Source organism: Streptomyces sp. NPDC002566, assembly GCF_042889585.1.
Taxonomy (GTDB): domain Bacteria; phylum Actinomycetota; class Actinomycetes; order Streptomycetales; family Streptomycetaceae; genus Streptomyces.
Genome location: NZ_JBIARD010000012.1, coordinates 134,510 through 152,977, shown reverse-complemented (window position 1 = coordinate 152,977; position 18,468 = coordinate 134,510). Strand labels below are relative to the sequence as shown.

Annotated in this window: 12 protein-coding genes; 7 read left to right on the top strand and 5 right to left on the bottom strand. The window is 70.2% G+C overall.

The genetic code is table 11. The annotated features are described in order from the left end of the window. Nucleotides 1-112: 112 nt before the first annotated feature. The gene (locus ACFYXA_RS33935; RefSeq protein ID WP_389040219.1) at nt 113-1,582 is read right to left on the bottom strand and encodes a site-2 protease family protein; all 1,470 of its coding nucleotides are present in this window, start codon (nt 1,580-1,582) and stop codon (nt 113-115) included. Between the two features lie 163 nt (nt 1,583-1,745). Between ACFYXA_RS33935 and ACFYXA_RS33930 the strand changes: the two genes are divergently transcribed. Continuing rightward, the gene (locus ACFYXA_RS33930; protein WP_389040216.1) at nt 1,746-2,738 is read left to right on the top strand and encodes a RecB family exonuclease; all 993 of its coding nucleotides are present in this window, start codon (nt 1,746-1,748) and stop codon (nt 2,736-2,738) included. Between the two features lie 14 nt (nt 2,739-2,752). Further along, nucleotides 2,753-3,424 carry a response regulator transcription factor gene (locus tag ACFYXA_RS33925; RefSeq protein WP_130444203.1) on the top strand — a complete coding sequence of 224 codons (672 nt, stop codon included), beginning with the start codon at nt 2,753-2,755 and terminating at the stop codon, nt 3,422-3,424. Between the two features lie 100 nt (nt 3,425-3,524). On the opposite strand, the gene ACFYXA_RS33920 is transcribed toward ACFYXA_RS33925, so the two are convergent. The 4 genes from ACFYXA_RS33920 to metH form a co-directional block, all read right to left on the bottom strand. Next, the gene (locus tag ACFYXA_RS33920) at nt 3,525-5,105 is read right to left on the bottom strand and encodes an ABC transporter substrate-binding protein (protein WP_352247835.1); all 1,581 of its coding nucleotides are present in this window, start codon (nt 5,103-5,105) and stop codon (nt 3,525-3,527) included. 87 nt (nt 5,106-5,192) lie between these two features. Then, entirely contained in the window at nt 5,193-6,803 is a 1,611-nt protein-coding gene (locus ACFYXA_RS33915) for an ABC transporter substrate-binding protein (protein ID WP_352247837.1), read from the bottom strand. 459 nt (nt 6,804-7,262) lie between these two features. Further along, entirely contained in the window at nt 7,263-7,958 is a 696-nt protein-coding gene (locus ACFYXA_RS33910; protein WP_352247839.1) for an HAD family phosphatase, read from the bottom strand. A gap of 165 nt (nt 7,959-8,123) precedes the next feature. Further along, nucleotides 8,124-11,639 (bottom strand): methionine synthase, encoded by a 3,516-nt coding sequence (gene metH, locus ACFYXA_RS33905; RefSeq protein WP_389040210.1) that lies wholly within the window; start codon nt 11,637-11,639, stop codon nt 8,124-8,126. Between the two features lie 325 nt (nt 11,640-11,964). Here metH and ACFYXA_RS33900 point away from each other — a divergent pair, with 325 nt between their 5' ends. The 5 genes from ACFYXA_RS33900 to ACFYXA_RS33880 all read left to right on the top strand — a co-directional run bounded on the left by ACFYXA_RS33900 (nt 11,965) and on the right by ACFYXA_RS33880 (nt 18,419). Further along, on the top strand, nt 11,965-12,729 hold the full coding sequence (locus tag ACFYXA_RS33900) for an IclR family transcriptional regulator (RefSeq protein ID WP_352247843.1): 765 nt from the start codon (nt 11,965-11,967) through the stop codon (nt 12,727-12,729). A 411-nt stretch (nt 12,730-13,140) separates the two neighbouring features. Continuing rightward, on the top strand, nt 13,141-13,935 hold the full coding sequence (locus tag ACFYXA_RS33895) for an MIP/aquaporin family protein (RefSeq protein ID WP_130444191.1): 795 nt from the start codon (nt 13,141-13,143) through the stop codon (nt 13,933-13,935). A 75-nt stretch (nt 13,936-14,010) separates the two neighbouring features. Continuing rightward, entirely contained in the window at nt 14,011-15,549 is a 1,539-nt protein-coding gene (glpK, locus tag ACFYXA_RS33890) for a glycerol kinase GlpK (protein ID WP_351097461.1), read from the top strand. A gap of 66 nt (nt 15,550-15,615) precedes the next feature. Beyond that, entirely contained in the window at nt 15,616-17,232 is a 1,617-nt protein-coding gene (locus tag ACFYXA_RS33885; protein ID WP_389040203.1) for an FAD-dependent oxidoreductase, read from the top strand. 260 nt (nt 17,233-17,492) lie between these two features. Further along, nucleotides 17,493-18,419 carry a PAC2 family protein gene (locus ACFYXA_RS33880; protein ID WP_351097464.1) on the top strand — a complete coding sequence of 309 codons (927 nt, stop codon included), beginning with the start codon at nt 17,493-17,495 and terminating at the stop codon, nt 18,417-18,419. Nucleotides 18,420-18,468: the final 49 nt, after the last annotated feature.

The following is an 18,468-nucleotide window of genomic DNA, read 5'->3' as shown; positions in this document are numbered from 1 at the left end:
GGGGGGGTACTGGGGCCCCCCCCCCCCGGGGGGGGGGGGGGGGCCGCGGGGGGCGGGGGGGGGGGGGGGGGGGGGGGGGGGGGGGGCCCCCCCCCCCCCCCCGGGGGGGGTGTCAGCTGGGGCGGGCCATCGCCTTGACGAAGGCGCGTTCGACGTCGGCTGCGGACAGGACGCCGTAGATCGCGCCGGTCTCCTCCACGACTAGGTATTCGGTGGCGGGTGTCGCGCGCAGGGCGTCCAGGAGGTCTTCTCCGGCGAGTTCGGCGGAGACGCGCATGCCGTCGGTGAGGTCCTGGGCGAGGCCGCTGACGGCCACCCAGGGGCGGCGGTGTTCGGGTACGCCGACGATGGCGGCCTCGCGGACCAGGGAGAGCGGTTCGCCGTCGGCGTCGACGACGACGAGGGCGCGGGCGCCGGCGTCGTTGGCGCGGCGCAGTGCCTCGGAGAGCGGGGTGGCGGACTCGACGGGGACGGCGCGGCGGGTGAGGTTGCGGGCGCGCAGTTCGGGGAGGTGTTCGCGCAGTCGGGCCATGCGCAGGCTGTTGCCGGCGCCGGTCCAGATGATCGCGGCGAGGATGGCTGCGAGCAGGGCGTCCATGACGGTGTCCATGCCGACGCTGTCCTCGGCGGCGTCTCCGAGGGCTCCGGACTGGGTGAGCAGGGGCAGTCCGATGAGGACGGAGACGGCGAGGGCGCGGCCGACCCAGGCGGCGGCGACGGTGCCGGTCATGGGCTTGCCGGTGATCTTCCAGACGACGGCGCGGAGCATGCGGCCGCCGTCGAGGGGGAGGCCGGGCAGGAGGTTGAAGGCCGCCACGATGAGGTTGGAGATCATCAGGCCGGCCAGGAGGACGCCGGGGACGGTGCCGGGCTCGACGGGTTGCATGGCGAGGTAGAAGACGCCGGCGAGGGCGAGGGAGAGCAGGGGGCCGACGAAGGCGAGCCAGAACTCGCGGCCGGGGGTCTCGGCTTCTTTCTCGATCTCGGAGACGCCGCCGAAGAACTGGAGCTGGATGCGGCGGACGGGGAGTTTGAAGCGGAGTGCGGCGACGGTGTGGGCGAGTTCGTGGATGAGGACGGACGCGTAGAAGGCGACGGCGAAGAAGAGGGAGACGAGGTAGCGGGCGGCGCCGAGTTCGGGGAGCACGCGGTCGAGCTGGCCGCCGAACACCCAGGTGATGAGGGCGGCGACGAGGAACCAGCTGGGGGCCACGTAGACGGGTACGCCGAAGGGGCGGCCCATGAGGAGTCCGCCGCGGGGTTCGGGGGCTTTGGGGGGGCGTCCTTTGCCGGCGGGGGCTTGTCCGAGGGCGGGGCCCGGTGCCGCGCCGCCCGGGGTGTGGGCGTGGGGGCGTTCGGGGTGGTGGTCGCCGTGCGTGTGGGCGGGGGTTTCGTGGGGTCGCGCGGCGTCGGCGGGTGCGGAGGCGTCGGGGAGTGCGGGGGTTTCGCCGGGTGCCGGGGCGTCGCCCGGTGCCGGGGTGTCGGTGTCCGGTGGGGGCGGGCCCTCGGTCGGTGTCGTGGGGGGCTTGGCCGGCTGTTCGCTGTCCGGCCGCGGCTGCCCGTTCCCGCCGCTTTCCACCACGGTGTCCCCTCGTTCGATGCGTCTCCCGTCCTGGCGGGCGGAAGGGTCTCGGGATCGATGGTATGCGGCCGTGGTGGCGTGTTCCGCCCCGGCACCCCTGTGTTTTCACTGCTGTAGCGGACGGAGTGGGTGACTGTCAGTGGTGGGCCGTATGGTCTGGGGCATGGAGAGCAGCAGCGAGCGGGTCGCCGGGGCGGTCGGGGGCGGTGTGGTGGAGTCGCGGGTGGAGTCGGAGGCGCGGGTGGAGTCGGAGTCGGGAGCGGGGTCTCAGGGGGGCGCGGCGGCGGGTGGGAAGGCGGTCGCCGCTGTGGCGCCCGCTTCGCTGTCGCCGTCGCGGGCCGGCGATTTCATGCAGTGCCCGCTGCTGTACCGGTTCCGGGTGATCGACCGGTTGCCGGAGAAGCCGAGTGCGGCGGCGACGAAGGGGACGTTGGTGCACGCGGTGCTGGAGCGGCTGTTCGACGCTCCGGCGGTGGAGCGGACGGCGCCGCGGGCCAAGTCGCTGATCCCGGGTCAGTGGGACCGGTTGCGTGAGTCGCGGCCGGAGCTGGTGGATCTGTTCGCGGACGACCCGGAGGGTGAGCGGCTGGCCGGGTGGCTGGCGGAGGCGGAGGGGCTGGTCGAGCGGTGGTTCACGCTGGAGGATCCGACGCGGCTCGAGCCTGCCGAGCGGGAGCTGTTCGTGGAGGCGGAGCTGGAGTCGGGGCTGACGCTGCGCGGGATCATCGACCGGGTGGATGTGGCGCCCACGGGTGAGGTGCGGATCGTCGACTACAAGACGGGCAAGGCGCCGCGGCCGGAGTACGCGGAGGGCGCGCTGTTCCAGATGAAGTTCTACGCGCTGGTGGTGTGGCGGCAGAAGGGGGTGGTGCCGCGCCGGCTTCAGCTGGTGTATCTGGGCAGCGGTGATGTGCTGACGTACGACCCGGTGGTGGCCGATCTGGAGCGGGTGGAGCGCAAGCTGCTGGCGTTGTGGGAGGCGATCCGCCGGGCCACGGAGACGGGTGAATGGCGGCCGCGGCCGACGAAGTTGTGCGGTTGGTGCGATCACCGGGCGCACTGTCCGGAGTTCGGTGGGACTCCCCCGCCGTATCCGCTGCCGGTGAGGGCGGTCGGGCCGGCGGTGGACGCTCAGGGCAGAATGGGGCCGGACTAACTAAGGAGACTTACGTGGCCATCCGCGTCCTACTGGTCGACGACCAGCCGCTGCTGCGTACCGGCTTCCGGATGATTCTGGAGGCGGAGCAGGATCTCGCGGTGGTCGGTGAGGCCGGTGACGGTTTGCAGGCCCTCGACCAGGTGCGGGCTCTGCAGCCCGATGTGGTTCTGATGGACATCCGTATGCCGCGGATGGACGGTGTGGAGGCGACGCGGCAGATCACGGGGCCGGGTCGGGACGGTCCGGCGAAGGTGTTGGTGCTGACGACGTTCGACCTCGACGAGTATGTGGTGGAGGCGCTGCGGGCGGGGGCGAGCGGTTTTCTGTTGAAGGACGCGCCCGCCAACGAGTTGGTGCAGGCGATCCGGGTGGTGGCCGACGGTGAGGCGATGCTGGCGCCGAGCATCACGCGCAGGCTGCTGGACAAGTACGCGACGCATCTGCCGTCGGGTGAGGAGCCGGTGCCGGACACGCTGCACACGCTGACGGACCGTGAGGTGGAGGTGCTGAAGCTGGTGGCGCGGGGGTTGTCGAACGCGGAGATCGCGGCGGATCTGTTCGTGAGCGAGACGACGGTGAAGACGCATGTGGGGCATGTGCTGACGAAGCTGGGGCTGCGGGACCGGGTGCAGGCCGCGGTGTACGCGTACGAGAGCGGGCTGGTGCGTCCTGGCGCGCAGTAAGAGGCGTCTTGTGGCGGCCGTGTGGCGGTCTTGAGAGGTGCGGTACGACGGAAGGGCGCCCCCCGTGGGGGGCGCCCTTCGTGGTGGTGTGGCGGCCGGGTCAGCCCTTGTGGAGTTCCCAGAAGCGGAAGACCGTGGAGGCGTCGAGGCAGTTCTCCAGGCCGTAGACGTTCTCATGGACGACGGCGTACTGCTTGGCCTGCCAGACGGGCAGGACGGGCATCTGCCGGGCGACGATGTCCTGGAGTTCGGCGAAGTCGGTGTCGGTGGAGGTGCGGGTGCTCTGGGCGGCGGTGCGCGGGATGAGCTTCCCGGTGATGGTGTCGTTGGCGTAGTTGTTGTTGAGGACGTTGCCCTCGCCGAAGAAGGGGGCGGTGAAGTTGTCGGCGTCGGGGTAGTCGGGGACCCAGCCCTTGACGTAGACGCCGTACTTGCCGGCGGCGATGTCCTTCTCGTACTGGTCGTAGGCGACGGACTTGACGTCGGCGGTGAACAGGTCGCTGGCGTTGAGCTGGGCGGCGATGGCCTTGAGTTCCGCGTCGGTGGCCGGGCCGTAGCGGGAGGGGGTGGACCACAGGGTGAGTTTCACCTTGTCGGTGATGCCGTCCTCCTTGAGCGCGGCGGCTGCCTTGGCCTTGGAGGGGCGGGCGCCGTAGCGGTCGAAGAAGGCGGTGTTGTGGCCGCCGATGCCGGCCGGGATGATCGAGTACAGCGGCGTGGCGGTGCCTTTGTAGACGTTCTCGATCAGGGCTTCGCGGTCGATGAGGTGGGCGATGGCCTTGCGGACGCCGAGCTTTCCGGCCACGGGGTCGTCCATGTTGAAGACGAGGTGCTGGACTTCGGCGCTGGTGCCTTCGACGACTTCGACGCCCGTACTGTCGTTGCTCTGTTCGACTTCGGAGATGTCGGCGGCGGTGAGGCCGCGGTAGGCGATGTCGATGTCGCCGGCGAGGAGGGCCTTCTTCAGGGCGCCCTGGTCGCCCTTGAAGAACCTGATCGTGACGCCGGTGTTCTGGACGTCGGCGGTGCCCTCGTAGTTGTCGTTGACGGAGAAGACGGCCTCGTCGTCCTTGAAGGAGTCCAGCTTGTAGGGGCCGGAGCCGACGGCTTCGCCGTCCTCGCGGAGTTTGCCCGCGTCGTAGGAGCGGTGGTCGACGATGGAGCCGGCGCCGGAGGCGATCTTGCTGGGGAAGGTGGCGTCGGGGACCTTCAGCTTGAAGACGACGGTGTGCTCGTCCGGTGCTTCGACCTGGTCGAGCATGGGGAACATGATGGCCGGGCCGGCGTCGTCGTTGATCTTCAGCATGCGGTCGAAGGAGAACTTGACGTCCTCGGACGTGAGCGCTTCACCGTTGCTGAACTTCAGGCCGTCCTTCAGGGTGCACTTGTAGACCGTGGTCCGGGTGTCGGTGAAGGAGCATTCCTTGGCGGCGTCGGGCTGAGGCTCGGTGCCCCCCTTGGGGAAGCTCAGCAGCGACTGGAAGACGTTGTTGAACAACAGCCATGAGCCCGGGTCGTATCCCGAGGCGGGGTCCGTGGCGAGGACCTCGTCGGACATCCCCATCACGACGGAGGAGCCGTCGCCGCCGGAGCCGCCGTCCTGCGAGCCGCATCCGGTCAGCAGTCCGGAGGCCAGCCCCGCCATGATGGGCAGGAGCGGCCACTGGTTGCGCATGTTCACGTAGGTGTGCCTTGTCGTCGAATCTCGGTGTCCCGGGGCCGTGGCCGCCGCAGGTCCGGGCCCCGGGACGTCGATGAGAGAGGTGCGTCAGCCGCTCACGCCGCGGGAGAGCTCCCACAGCTGGAGGCTCGCGGAGGAGTTGAGCACGTAGGCCGTGCCGGTGATGTCGTCGCTGGATGCGACGTACTGCTTGCCCTGCCACAGGGGGATGACGGGGACGTCCTGGGCGACGATGTCCTGGATCTTCGTCAGGCTCTTGGCCGCGGTGAGCCGGTCGGCCACCCGGCGGGACTGCGGGATGAGGTCGTCGATGATGTCGCCGTTCTTGTAGGGCGACTTGAGGAAGTTGTCCTTGTCCAGGAACGGGGCGAGGAAGTTGTCGGCGTCGGGGAAGTCGGGGAACCATCCCATGCCGTAGACCTCGTACTGGCCCTTGCGTTCGGCGGGGACGAAGGTCGCCCAGGGCGTGCCCTTGATGGTGACGTCGAACAGTCCGCTGGCGTTGAGCTGCTTCTGCAGGTGCTCGAACTCCTGCTTGGTGGCCGCGCCGTAGTGGTCGGTGGTGTAGTTCAGGGTCAGCTTCACGGGGGTGCTGACGTCGGCTTCCTTCAGGAGCGCCTTGGCCTTGGCGGGGTCGGGGTCGCCGTAGGTGTTGAAGAACGAGTTGGAGTGGCCGGTGATCGAGGCCGGGACCAGCGAGTAGAGCGGTTCGGCTTGGGTGCCGTACACCGCGGAGACGAGCTCGCTGCGGTTGATCACCTGGGCCATGGCCTGGCGGACGGCCTTGGTCTTGACCGTGGGGCCGCTCGTGTTGAAGGCGAGGTAGCGGATCTCCAGGCCGGCGAGTTCGACGAGGGATTCCTTGTTGGCGCCGCCGGCGTCGGAGAGCTTCTTGATCTGCTCCGGCGTCATGGTGCGGGTCATGACGTCGATGTCGCCCTTGTCGAGGGCGGCGCCCATGGCGTCGGCGTCCTCGAAGGAGACCATGTCGACCTTCTCGTTCTTCACGTCGAGGACCCCCTTGTACTCGGGGTTCTTGGTGAAGACGGCCTTGGTGACGGCGTCGCCGTCGGTCTCGGTCTTCAGGGTGTAGGGCCCGGAGCCGTCGATCGCGAAGCCTTCGCGGAGCTTGCCCTTGTCGTAGTCGGCGGGGTTGACGATGCCGGCGACGGGGGTGGACAGCTTGAACGGGAAGGTGGCGTCGGCGGTCTTGAGGTGGAAGATGACCTCGTTGTCGCCCTGCGTCTCGACGGTGTCGATGGTGGACAGCAGGGCGAAGACGCCGGAATCGGCCTTGATGGAGCGGGCGCGGTCGATGGAGAACTTGACGTCCTCGGCCGTGACGGGGTCGCCGTTGGAGAACTTCAGGCCGTCGCGGAGCTTGCAGGCGTAGCGTTCGTTGCCGCTGTCGGTGAAGCCGCAGCTCTGGGCGGCCTCGGGGACGGGGTCGCCGTCGCCCTTGGGCTGGATCATCAGGGTCTGCACGGTCTGGCGCAGGACGTTCCAGGTGCCGACGTCGTAGGAGTAGGCGGGGTCGAACGGCGCGGGGGCGTCCTTGGTGGCGGTGAACCGGTCCGTGGTGCCGACGACGATGGCGCCGTTGTCGCCGCCGCTGCCGCTGTCGGACCCGCCGCACGCGGCGAGCACGGGCGCGAGCAGACCGACGACGGCCGGCAGCACCAAAGTCTTGCGGTTCATGCTCGAGTTTCTCCAGAGCTCTCAAGTCCGTGTACCCGGCATGCAGGGGTGTCGCGGCGGGACACGGGGGTAACTGCGTTGTTCTCGCGTCGAGGTTAGTCCGGGTCGGCACGGCGGTTCGCGGGCACCGGAGTTGAAAGCCCATCACGCTGCGAAACCGGGTGCGGACGGACCGAAAACCCGAGCGGGGAATGTTTCGTGCAGCGTCTGACCAATCGGGACACATGGGCGCGTGCGGACCCCCCTCGCGGGGGTGACCAGCACACGGTGGCGTCCGTGTCGACCCCGTCTCGCGTGGGGAACGTCACAGGTCCCGGGGGGTGCGGTGGAAGCGGAATTCAGCCGTCGGTGATGGTTCGAATTCACCGTGCGCACGGATGCGGAATTCCCGTCGTCGCCGGTCGCGCACGCTGGGTGAACGTCCGCTCTTTTCCGTCGCCGGCGCGCCGCCGGTGATCTTCAGACGGTGATGAGGCCGCGCAGGAATGTCAGGTCGACGTGTTCGAGTGAGGGGACGACGGTGCGGCGGGCGGCGGGCGGGATGGGCGCCACGGAGGGGACGGCGACGACGTGGCAGCCGGCGGCCTCGGCGGCGGCGACGCCGGTGGCGGTGTCCTCGACGACGGCGCAGCGGGCGGGGTCGGCGCCGAGGCCGGCGGCGGCGAACAGGTAGGGGTCGGGGTGGGGCTTGGTGCGTGCGACTTCGTCGCCGGCGACGGTGAGGGCGAAGTGCTGCGGGCCGAGGAAGGTGAGGACGCGGTCGATGATGCGCCGGTGCGAGGCGGAGACGAGGGCGGTGGGGACCTCGTGTTCGGCGAGTTCGGCGAGGAGGCGGGTGGCTCCGGGCATCAGGGGCAGGGTGCGGGTGATGCGGTTCTCGAAGCCCTCGTTGAGCAGGACGGTGAGCTCGGGGAGGGCGATGTCCGCTCCGGTCGCCTCGATGAGGAAGCCGGCGCTGCGGCTCATGGGGCCGCCGACGACGACGTGGCGCCAGGAGTCGTCGAGGGTGTGTCCGAGGCCGGCGAAGACCTCGACCTCGACGTCCCACCAGAAGCCCTCGGTGTCGACCAGGGTGCCGTCCATGTCGAGGAGCACGGCCTGCAGGGCCGAGCCTTCGGCCGTCCGTGTGCCGAGCGCGGGAACCGTACTGGTCATCCACGTACCTCCTGGAGGGACGAGCAGGCCGGCTGCCCTTTTCTCGCGAAGAGGCAACCGGCCTGCCGGGGACCGACCAGTGTACGACTTATCCGATCAGTGTGCTGGGTGTGGCGCGCCGCGTCGTGTGACGCGGGCCGCTGTGTGCACGCGGTGCGGGGGGCGTCACCGTGCGTTGAAGTACTTGGCCTCCGGGTGGTGGATGACGATGGCGTCGGTGGACTGCTCGGGGTGGAGCTGGAACTCCTCCGAGAGGTGGACGCCGATCCGCTCGGGCTGGAGGAGTTCGGCGATCTTGGCGCGGTCCTCCAGGTCGGGGCAGGCGCCGTAGCCGAGGGAGAAGCGGGCGCCTCGGTACTTCAGGGCGAACATCTCCTCGATGTCGGCCGGGTCCTCGCCGGCGAAGCCGAGTTCGGAGCGGACGCGTGCGTGCCAGTACTCGGCGAGTGCCTCGGCCAACTGCACGGACAGGCCGTGGAGTTCGAGGTAGTCGCGGTAGGAGTCGGAGGCGAAGAGCTTGGCGGTCTCCTCGCCGATGCGGGAGCCGACGGTGACGACCTGGAGGCCGACGACGTCGGTCTCGCCGGATTCCTGGGGGCGGAAGAAGTCCGCGAGGCACAGACGGCGGCCGCGGCGCTGGCGGGGGAAGGTGAAGCGGGTGCGTTCGTTGCCGTGCTCGTCGAGGAGGATGAGGTCGTCGTCCTTGGACACGCAGGGGAAGTAGCCGTAGACGACGGCCGCTTCGAGGAGGTTCTCGGTCTGGAGCCGGTCGAGGAGGCCGCGCAGGCGGGGCCGTCCCTCGGTCTCGACGAGTTCCTCGTAGGTGGGGCCGTCGCCGGTGCGGGCCTGCTTCAGGCCCCACTGGCCCTTGAACAGGGCTCCTTCGTCCAGCCAGGAGGCGTACTCCTTGAGCTGGATGCCCTTGATGACGCGGGTGCCCCAGAACGGCGGTTCGGGGACCGGGTTGTCGACGGCGACGTCGGAGCGGACGTGGCCTTCCTCGGGGCGTTCCTCGACTTCGGCGGCGGCGGTGGCGCGGACCCGGCGCTGCTTGAGTTCGGGCAGCTTCGCGCCGGGGACGCCTCGCTTGACGCCGATGAGGGCGTCCATCAGGCGCAGGCCCTCGAAGGCGTCGCGGGCGTAGCGGACTTCGCCCTCGTAGACCTCGTGGAGGTCCTGTTCGACGTAGGCGCGGGTGAGGGCGGCGCCGCCGAGGATGACGGGGTAGTCGGCGGCCAGGCCGCGCTGGTTGAGCTCCTCCAGGTTCTCCTTCATGATCACCGTGGACTTGACCAGGAGCCCGGACATGCCGATGACGTCGGCGCGGTGTTCCTCGGCGGCTTCGAGGATCGCGGAGACCGGCTGCTTGATGCCGAGGTTGACGACGTTGTAGCCGTTGTTGGACAGGATGATGTCGACGAGGTTCTTGCCGATGTCGTGGACGTCGCCGCGCACGGTGGCCAGGACGATGGTGCCCTTGCCGTCGGCGTCCGACTTCTCCATGTGCGGTTCGAGGTGGGCGACCGCGGTCTTCATGACCTCGGCGGACTGCAGGACGAACGGCAGCTGCATCTGGCCGGAGCCGAAGAGTTCGCCGACGACCTTCATGCCGTCCAGGAGGGTCTCGTTGACGATGTCGAGGGCGGGGCGGTCCTGGAGGGCCGCGTCGAGGTCGGCCTCCAGGCCGTTGCGCTCGCCGTCGATGATGCGGCGCTTGAGGCGCTCGTCCAGCGGGAGGGCGGCCAGTTCCTCGGCCTTGCCGGCCTTGAGGGACTTGGCGGTGGCGCCCTCGAAGAGCTGCATGAGCTTCTGGAGGGGGTCGTAGCCCTCGCTGCGGCGGTCGTGGATGAGGTCGAGGGCGGTGGCGACCTCCTCCTCGGAGAACCGGGCGATCGGGAGGATCTTCGAGGCGTGGACGATGGCGGAGTCCAGGCCGGCCTTGACGCACTCGTCGAGGAAGACGGAGTTGAGCAGGATGCGCGCGGCCGGGTTGAGGCCGAAGGAGATGTTGGACAGGCCGAGGGTGGTCTGCACGTCGGGGTGGCGGCGCTTGAGTTCGCGGATCGCCTCGATGGTGGCGATGCCGTCCCCCCGGGACTCCTCCTGGCCGGTGCAGATGGTGAAGGTCAGGGTGTCGATGAGGATGTCTTCCTCGCGGATGCCCCAGTTGCCGGTGAGGTCGGCGATGAGCCGTTCGGCGATCTCGACCTTCTTCTCGGGGGTGCGGGCCTGGCCTTCCTCGTCGATGGTGAGGGCGATGAGCGCGGCGCCGTGCTCGCGGGCGAGCTTGGTGACCTTGGCGAAGCGGGATTCGGGGCCGTCGCCGTCCTCGTAGTTGACGGAGTTGATGACGGCGCGGCCGCCGAGCTTCTCCAGGCCCGCCTGGATGACGTCGACCTCGGTGGAGTCGAGCACGATCGGCAGGGTGGAGGCGGTGGCGAGGCGGCCGGCGAGTTCCTCCATGTCGGCGACGCCGTCGCGGCCGACGTAGTCCACGCACAGGTCGAGCATGTGCGCGCCTTCGCGGATCTGTTCGCGGGCGATCTCCACGCAGTCGTCCCAGCGGGCCTGGAGCATCGCCTCGCGGAACTTCTTGGAGCCGTTGGCGTTGGTCCGCTCGCCGATGGCGAGGTAGGAGGTGTCCTGGCGGAAGGGGACGCTCTGGTAGAGGGATGCGGCGCCCGGTTCGGGGCGCGGGTCGCGCTCGGCGGGGGCGAGGCCGCGGACGCGTTCGACGACCTGGCGCAGGTGTTCGGGGGTGGTGCCGCAGCAGCCGCCGACCAGGGAGAGGCCGTAGTCGCGGACGAAGTTCTCCTGGGCGTCGGCGAGTTCCGGCGCGGTCAGGGGGTAGCTGGCGCCGTCCTTGCCGAGCACGGGCAGGCCGGCGTTGGGCATACAGGCCAGCGGGATGCGGGCGTTGCGGGCGAGGTAGCGCAGGTGCTCGCTCATCTCGGCGGGGCCGGTGGCGCAGTTCATGCCGATCATGTCGATGCCGAGCGGCTCCAGGGCCGTCAGGGCGGCGCCGATCTCGGAGCCGAGCAGCATGGTGCCGGTGGTCTCGACGGTGACGGAGACGATGAGCGGCAGGTCCAGGCCGGAGAGTTCGCGGGCGCGTTGGGCGCCGAGGACGGCCGCCTTGGTCTGCAGCAGGTCCTGGGTGGTCTCGACGATGAGGGCGTCGGCTCCGCCGGCGATGAGGCCCTCGGCGTTCTGCTGGAAGGCGTCGCGCAGGGTGGTGTAGGCGACGTGGCCGAGGGTGGGCAGTTTGGTGCCGGGGCCGATGGAGCCGAGGACCCAGCGGGTGCGGCCGTCGCGGGCGGTGTACTCGTCGGCGGTCTCGCGGGCGATGCGGGCGCCGGCCTCGGACAGTTCGTGGACGCGCTCGGGGATGTCGTACTCGGCCATGGCCGCGTAGTTGGCGCCGAAGGTGTTGGTCTCGACGCAGTCGACGCCGGCGTCGTAGTACTCGGCGTGGACGGAGCGGACGATGTCCGGGCGGGTGACGTTGAGGATCTCGTTGCAGCCCTCGAGGTGCTGGAAGTCCTCGAGGGTGGGCTCCTGGGCCTGGAGCATGGTGCCCATGGCTCCGTCGGCGACCACCACCCGGGTGGCCAGGGCCTCTCGGAGCTCGGACACGCGGGTCCGGCTGTCGGCGGAAGGGGTCGGCGGCACTGAGGCCATGTAAGGGCTCCCTCGGGTGCGACGGCTGTCGGCTTCTTCGGCGCCGGCTCCGCGGTCGCTCCCGGGAGCCGCCCGGGGCGGGCGGCGCACCGATCTTCCGTGGAGGGCGCTCGCCGCCAGCGTAGCCGGGTCGGCGGGCTTATGGTCATGGCGTCCACGGGACGGACCGCGGCGGCGTGCGGTTCACCCGTGTGGGGCGAGTGCTGTAACACCTTCCGGCCGACCATTAGCGGGAGGTCGGCATGGACCGGTAGTGTTCGACATTGCCGAACGACGGCGGTACTTGCCGCGCGTGGACGGTCGAGGGGACGGAGGCAGGACGGCGATGGCACGGAACATCCAGTCGCTCGAACGGGCGGCCGCGATGCTGCGGCTCCTCGCGGGCGGCGAGCGGCGGCTCGGTCTGTCGGACATCGCCTCGTCGCTGGGCCTGGCCAAGGGGACCGCCCACGGCATCCTGCGCACCCTCCAGCAGGAGGGGTTCGTCGAGCAGGACGAGGCCTCGGGGCGGTATCAGCTGGGCGCGGAGCTGCTGCGTCTGGGCACCACCTACCTCGATGTGCACGAGCTGCGGGCGCGTGCCCTGGTGTGGACGGACGACCTGGCGCGCTCCAGTGGGGAGAGCGTCCATCTGGGAGTGCTGCACCAGCAGGGCGTGCTGGTGGTGCACCACGTCTTCCGGCCCGACGACAGCCGGCAGGTGCTGGAGATCGGGGCCATGCAGCCGCTGCACTCCACCGCGCTGGGCAAGGTGCTGTCGGCGTACGACCCGGTGGCGCACAGCGAGGTGCTGGAGGCCGACCGCAAGCCCTTCACGGATCGCACGGTGTGCGAGCTGGAGGACTTCGAGCAGCTTCTGGACCTCACGCGCGCGCGTGGTTACGCGGCCGACGTGGAGGAGACGTGGGAGGGCGTGGCCTCGATCGCCGCGCCCGTGCACGACCGCCGGCGCATGCCGGTGGGGGCGGTCGGGATCACGGGGGCGGTGGAGCGGCTGTGCCGGGAGGGCGAGCTGCGGCCCGAGCTGATCGCGGCGGTGCGGGACTGCGCCCGCGCGGTGTCGCGGGATCTGGGCGCGGCGCGGTTCTGAGCGCTGCTCGCGTGACGTGGGCCTGAGGGGCCTGCGCGGCGCGGTTTCGCCGAGCAGCGGCGCGGTTTCGGGAAGCAGGTGAGAGCGGGCCGGGGCGCCGTACGGGCGTTCCGGTCTTCGCCATACCCTGAAAGGGACATTCCGGACAGGCTCGACCACAGGTTCGATCACACGTTCGATGACCGGAGCCGATCAATAACGATCCTGCATTCGACAACACAGCTCTTGACGTGCACGGAACGCCGGAGAAAGACTCCCGTCCATCGGTCGGCATTGTCGAACACCTACCGGCAATACGCGCTAGAGTGTGGCAACGCCATGGGCCGGCATCGCTCTCACCCCCGAGGGCGGCTCGAACCCCCGGAGGGACCCGGGGTTCGGTCCCCTGGACGAAGGACAAAGGAGTCGCGGGTGTCCAGCTCCGACATCTTCATCGGCGAGACCATCGGTACCGCCATACTCATCCTGCTCGGCGGCGGCGTCTGCGCGGCCGTCACACTGAAGGCCTCCAAGGCCCGTAACGCCGGCTGGCTCGCCATCACCTTCGGGTGGGGTTTCGCCGTTCTGACGGCCGTGTACACCTCGGCGCCGCTCTCCGGCGCCCACCTCAACCCGGCCGTGACGGTCGCACTCGCGATCAAGGACGGCGAGTGGAGCAACGTTCCGACCTACTTCGCCGGACAGCTGCTCGGCGCCATGATCGGCGCGGCGCTGGTCTGGCTGGCCTACTACGGCCAGTTCCACGCCCACCTCACCGACCGTGAGATCGTCGGCGGCCCCGGCGCCCAGTCCACGGCGGCCAAGGCCGTGGAGGCCCAGGAGAAGGGCGCGGGCCCGGTCCTCGGCGTCTTCTCCACCGGCCCGGAGATCCGCAACGTCGTGCAGAACCTCGCCACGGAGATCATCGGCACCGTCGTGCTGGTGCTCGCCGTCCTCACCCAGGGCCTGAACGACAAGGGCAACGGTCTGGGCACCCTGGGCGCACTGGTCACCGCGCTCGTGGTCGTCTCGATCGGCCTGTCCCTCGGCGGCCCCACCGGCTACGCGATCAACCCGGCCCGTGACCTCGGTCCGCGCATCGTCCACGCCCTCCTGCCCCTGCCCAACAAGGGCGGCTCCGACTGGGCCTACGCCTGGATCCCCGTCGTCGGCCCGCTGATCGGCGGGGCGATCGCCGCAGGCATCTACAACGTCGCATTCGCATAGGCCAGGCTGCACCTTGCACCGCCAGCACGCGCCGTACGTACTGCCCATCACCCACGGAACTCCCAGGAGCACACAGTGACCGACGCCCACACCGCCGGCCCCTTCATCGCGGCGATCGACCAGGGCACCACCTCTTCCCGCTGCATCGTCTTCGACCGCGACGGGCGCATCGTCTCCGTCGACCAGAAGGAGCACGAGCAGATCTTCCCCAAGCCGGGCTGGGTCGAGCACGACGCGAACGAGATCTGGACCAACGTCCAGGAGGTCGTCGCCGGAGCCGTCGAGAAGGCCGGCATCACCCGGGACGACATCAAGGCCATCGGCATCACCAACCAGCGTGAGACCACGCTGCTGTGGGACAAGAACACCGGCGAGCCCGTCCACAACGCCATCGTCTGGCAGGACACCCGCACCGACGGCCTGTGCCGGGAGCTCGGCCGCAACGTCGGGCAGGACCGCTTCCGCCGCGAGACGGGCCTGCCGCTCGCCTCGTACTTCGCCGGCCCCAAGGCCCGCTGGCTGCTGGACAACGTCGAGGGCCTGCGCGAGCGCGCCGAGGCCGGCGACATCCTCTTCGGCACCATGGACACCTGGGTCATCTGGAACCTGACCGGCGGTGTCAACGGCGGCAAGCACTACACCGACGTCACCAACGCCTCCCGCACCATGCTGATGAACCTGCACACGCTGGAGTGGGACGAGAAGATCGCCGAGTCCATCGGCGTCCCCCTGGCGATGCTCCCCGAGATCCGCTCCTCCGCCGAGGTGTACGGCGAGATCAGCGGCGGCAGGCTCGGCGACCTGCTGGGCGGCATCCCGGTCGCCTCCGCGCTCGGCGACCAGCAGGCCGCCCTGTTCGGCCAGACCTGTTTCGCCGAGGGCGAGGCCAAGTCGACCTACGGCACCGGCACGTTCATGCTGATGAACACCGGCGAGAAGATCATCAACTCCTACTCCGGGCTGCTGACCACCGTCGGCTACCGCATCGGCGACGACAAGCCGGTCTACGCCCTCGAAGGCTCCATCGCCGTCACCGGTTCGCTGGTGCAGTGGATGCGCGACCAGATGGGCCTGATCTCCACCGCCGCCGAGATCGAGACCCTCGCGCTCTCGGTCGAGGACAACGGCGGCGCGTACTTCGTGCCGGCCTTCTCCGGCCTGTTCGCCCCGTACTGGCGCTCCGACGCCCGCGGTGTGATCGCCGGCCTCACCCGGTACGTCACCAAGGCGCACCTCGCGCGCGCCGTCCTGGAGGCCACCGCCTGGCAGACCCGTGAGATCACCGACGCCATGACGAAGGACTCCGGCGTCGAGCTCGCGGCCCTCAAGGTCGACGGCGGCATGACCTCCAACAACCTGCTGATGCAGACCCTCTCGGACTTCCTGGACGCGCCCGTGGTGCGCCCCATGGTCGCCGAGACGACCTGCCTCGGCGCCGCCTACGCCGCCGGCCTCGCCGTCGGCTTCTGGACCAGCACCGACGACCTGCGCGCCAACTGGCGCCGGGCCGCCGAATGGACCCCCCGCATGGACGCGGACACCCGCGACCGTGAGTACAAGAGCTGGCTCAAGGCCGTCGAGCGGACCATGGGCTGGCTCGAGGACGAGAGCTGACGAGAGCCGGCTCCCCGCTTCGAAGCCGGCCGCGGCCGGAGCTCACATGAGGAGTAAGAACCCGATATGACCAGTCAGTCCACCCTCCAGTCCGTGCCTGCCCTGGGTACGCACCCGGCCTCCGGCTCCAACCCGAGCCGGGCCGAGACCCGGGAGCAGCTCGCAAAGGCGTCGTACGACCTCCTCGTGATCGGCGGCGGCATCCTGGGCATCTCCACCGCCTGGCACGCCGCGCAGTCCGGCCTGAGGGTGGCCCTGGTCGACGCCGGCGACTTCGCCGGCGCCACCTCCTCCGCCTCCTCCAAGCTGCTCCACGGCGGTCTGCGCTACCTGCAGACCGGCGCGGTGAAGCTGGTGGCGGAGAACCACTTCGAGCGCCGTGCGGTCTCCCGTCAGGTGGCCCCCCACCTGGCGAACCCGCTCACGTTCTACCTCCCGGTGTACAAGGGCGGGCCGCACGGCGCGGCGAAGCTCGGGGCGGGCGTGTTCGCCTACTCCGCCCTGTCGGCCTTCGGCGACGGGGTGGGCCACCTGCTCTCCCCCGCCAAGGCCGCGCAGGACGTGCCCGAGCTGCGCACCGACAACCTCAAGGCCGTGGCCGTGTACGGCGACGACCAGATGAACGATGCCCGGATGGCGCTGATGACGGTCCGCGCGGCCGTCGAGGCGGGCGCGGTGGTGCTCAACCACGCCGAGGTGAAGGGGCTGCGCTTCACCCGCGGCCGGGTCACCGGCGCCGATCTGCACGACCGGGTCTCCGGCGACGAGTTCGGCGTGAACGCCCGTCTGGTGCTGAACGCGACCGGGCCGTGGGTGGACCACCTGCGCCGCATGGAGGACGAGAACGCGGCGCCGTCGATCCGGCTGTCGAAGGGCGCGCACCTGGTCCTGAAGCGCACCTCGCCCTGGCGGGCCGCGCTGGCCACCCCGATCGACAAGTACCGCATCACCTTCGCCCTCCCCTGGGAGGACATGCTGCTGCTCGGCACCACCGACGAGGAGTACGAGGGCGATCCGGCCGACGTCGCCGTCAACGACGCCGATATAACCCAGATCCTGGACGAGGCCGCGTTCTCGATCCGGGACCAGCAGCTCAGCCGTGATCTGATCACCTACTCCTTCGCGGGCCTGCGGGTGCTGCCGGGCGGTCCCGGCGACACGGCCAAGGCCAAGCGGGAGACCGTCGTCACCGAGGGCCGGGGCGGCATGCTGTCCGTCGCGGGCGGCAAGTGGACGACGTTCCGCCACATCGGCCGTACGGTGATGCAGAAGCTGGAGGCGCTGCCGGGCCACCCGCTCGGTGACGACTTCGAGCCGATCTCCTCGCTGCCGAAGAAGCTGCCGCTGCCCGGTGTCGCCAACCCGCGGGCGGTCGCCCACCGGCTGCTGGTGGACAACCCGGCGCCCGGCCCGCGCATGGCCGCCGACACCGCCAAGCACCTGGCGACGCACTACGGTTCGCTGGCCTTCGACATCGCCCGGCTGGCGAACGAGAACCCGGAGCTGGGCGAGCGGGTCCACCCGGACGCCCCCGAGATCTGGGCGCAGGTCGTCTACGCCCGCGACCACGAGTGGGCCGAGACGGCGGACGACGTGCTGCGCCGCCGTACGACGCTGACCATCCGCGGTCTGGCCTCGGACGAGGTCCGGGCGAAGGTGCAGGGCCTCCTCGACAAGAAGTAGTCCCGCCGGGGGCCTCGTCGAGGGCCGACACCGTGAGAGGGGCGTCTCCGCACTGCCGGAGGCGCCCCTCTCGGCGTGGGGAGTCGGGACGCCCGGTTGACCGGCGGTCGAGCCGTGAGCGGCTTCGGGGGACGGGTGTTCGGGGGTCGGGATCGGGGCAGTGATCCGTTCACTCCCCCGTGCGAGGGGGCTGCGGGCGCCCCCGCGGAACGCCGTAAGGTTGGGTGGTCAGGCGAGGGCACGTCGGAAGGAGGCGCTGGGTGATCGAGCTCGAGGGGGTTCCCGAGCTGATCGACCCGGTCATGGTGGCCGCGTTCGAGGGCTGGAACGATGCCGGCGACGCCGCCTCCACCGCGGTCGCGCATCTGGAGCGGGAGTGGAAGGGCGAGGTGTTCGCGGCGCTGGACGCCGAGGACTACTACGACTTCCAGGTGAACCGCCCCACGGTGTTCATGGAGTCCGGCGTCCGCAAGATCACGTGGCCGACGACGAGGCTGTCGGTGGTGCGGGTCGGCGGTGAGAAGCCGCGCGATCTGGTGCTGGTGCGCGGGATCGAACCGTCCATGCGCTGGCGCTCGTTCTGCAACGAGCTGCTCGGGTTCGCCCACGAGCTGGGCGTGGAGCTGGTGGTCATCCTGGGCGCCCTGCTCGGCGACACCCCACACACGCGTCCCGTGCCGATCAGCGGGACCACGTCCGACGCCGACCTGGCCCGCCGGATGGACCTGGAGGAGACCAAGTACGAGGGGCCGACCGGCATCGTCGGCGTCCTCCAGGAGGCGTGCACGCACGCGGGCGTGCCGGCGGTGAGCCTGTGGGCGGCGGTGCCGCACTATGTGTCGCAGCCGCCCAACCCCAAGGCGACGCTGGCTCTGCTGAACCGCCTGGAGGACCTGATCGACCTGCGGATCCCGCTGGGCGAACTGCCCGAGGACGCCCGGGCGTGGCAGACCGGGGTGGACCAACTCGCCGCCGAGGACAGCGAGGTGGCCGAGTACGTCCAGACGCTGGAGGAGGCCCGGGACACCGCGGAGCTGCCGGAGGCGTCGGGTGAGGCGATCGCCCGCGAGTTCGAGCGGTATCTGCGGCGCCGGGACGGCGGGGGTCCGCCCGATCCCGGTGAGCGGACCCGCCCGCCGAAGCCGCCCAAGCCGGCGAGCGACGACGAGGATTCGTCGGAGGACTGAAAGCCCGACGCAGGGTGGGCAGGTGGAGGAGGGCGGTGCGCGTCGGCGC

What these genes read in the sequence shown, in the direction of transcription:
- ACFYXA_RS33910 (WP_352247839.1), bottom strand. Translation starts at nt 7,958, where the DNA reads ATGACCAGTACGGTTCCCGCGCTCGGCACACGGACGGCCGAAGGCTCG.
- ACFYXA_RS33930 (WP_389040216.1), top strand. Translation starts at nt 1,746, where the DNA reads ATGGAGAGCAGCAGCGAGCGGGTCGCCGGGGCGGTCGGGGGCGGTGTG.
- metH (WP_389040210.1), bottom strand. Translation starts at nt 11,639, where the DNA reads ATGGCCTCAGTGCCGCCGACCCCTTCCGCCGACAGCCGGACCCGCGTG.
- ACFYXA_RS33915 (WP_352247837.1), bottom strand. Translation starts at nt 6,803, where the DNA reads ATGAACCGCAAGACTTTGGTGCTGCCGGCCGTCGTCGGTCTGCTCGCG.
- ACFYXA_RS33900 (WP_352247843.1), top strand. Translation starts at nt 11,965, where the DNA reads ATGGCACGGAACATCCAGTCGCTCGAACGGGCGGCCGCGATGCTGCGG.
- ACFYXA_RS33885 (WP_389040203.1), top strand. Translation starts at nt 15,616, where the DNA reads ATGACCAGTCAGTCCACCCTCCAGTCCGTGCCTGCCCTGGGTACGCAC.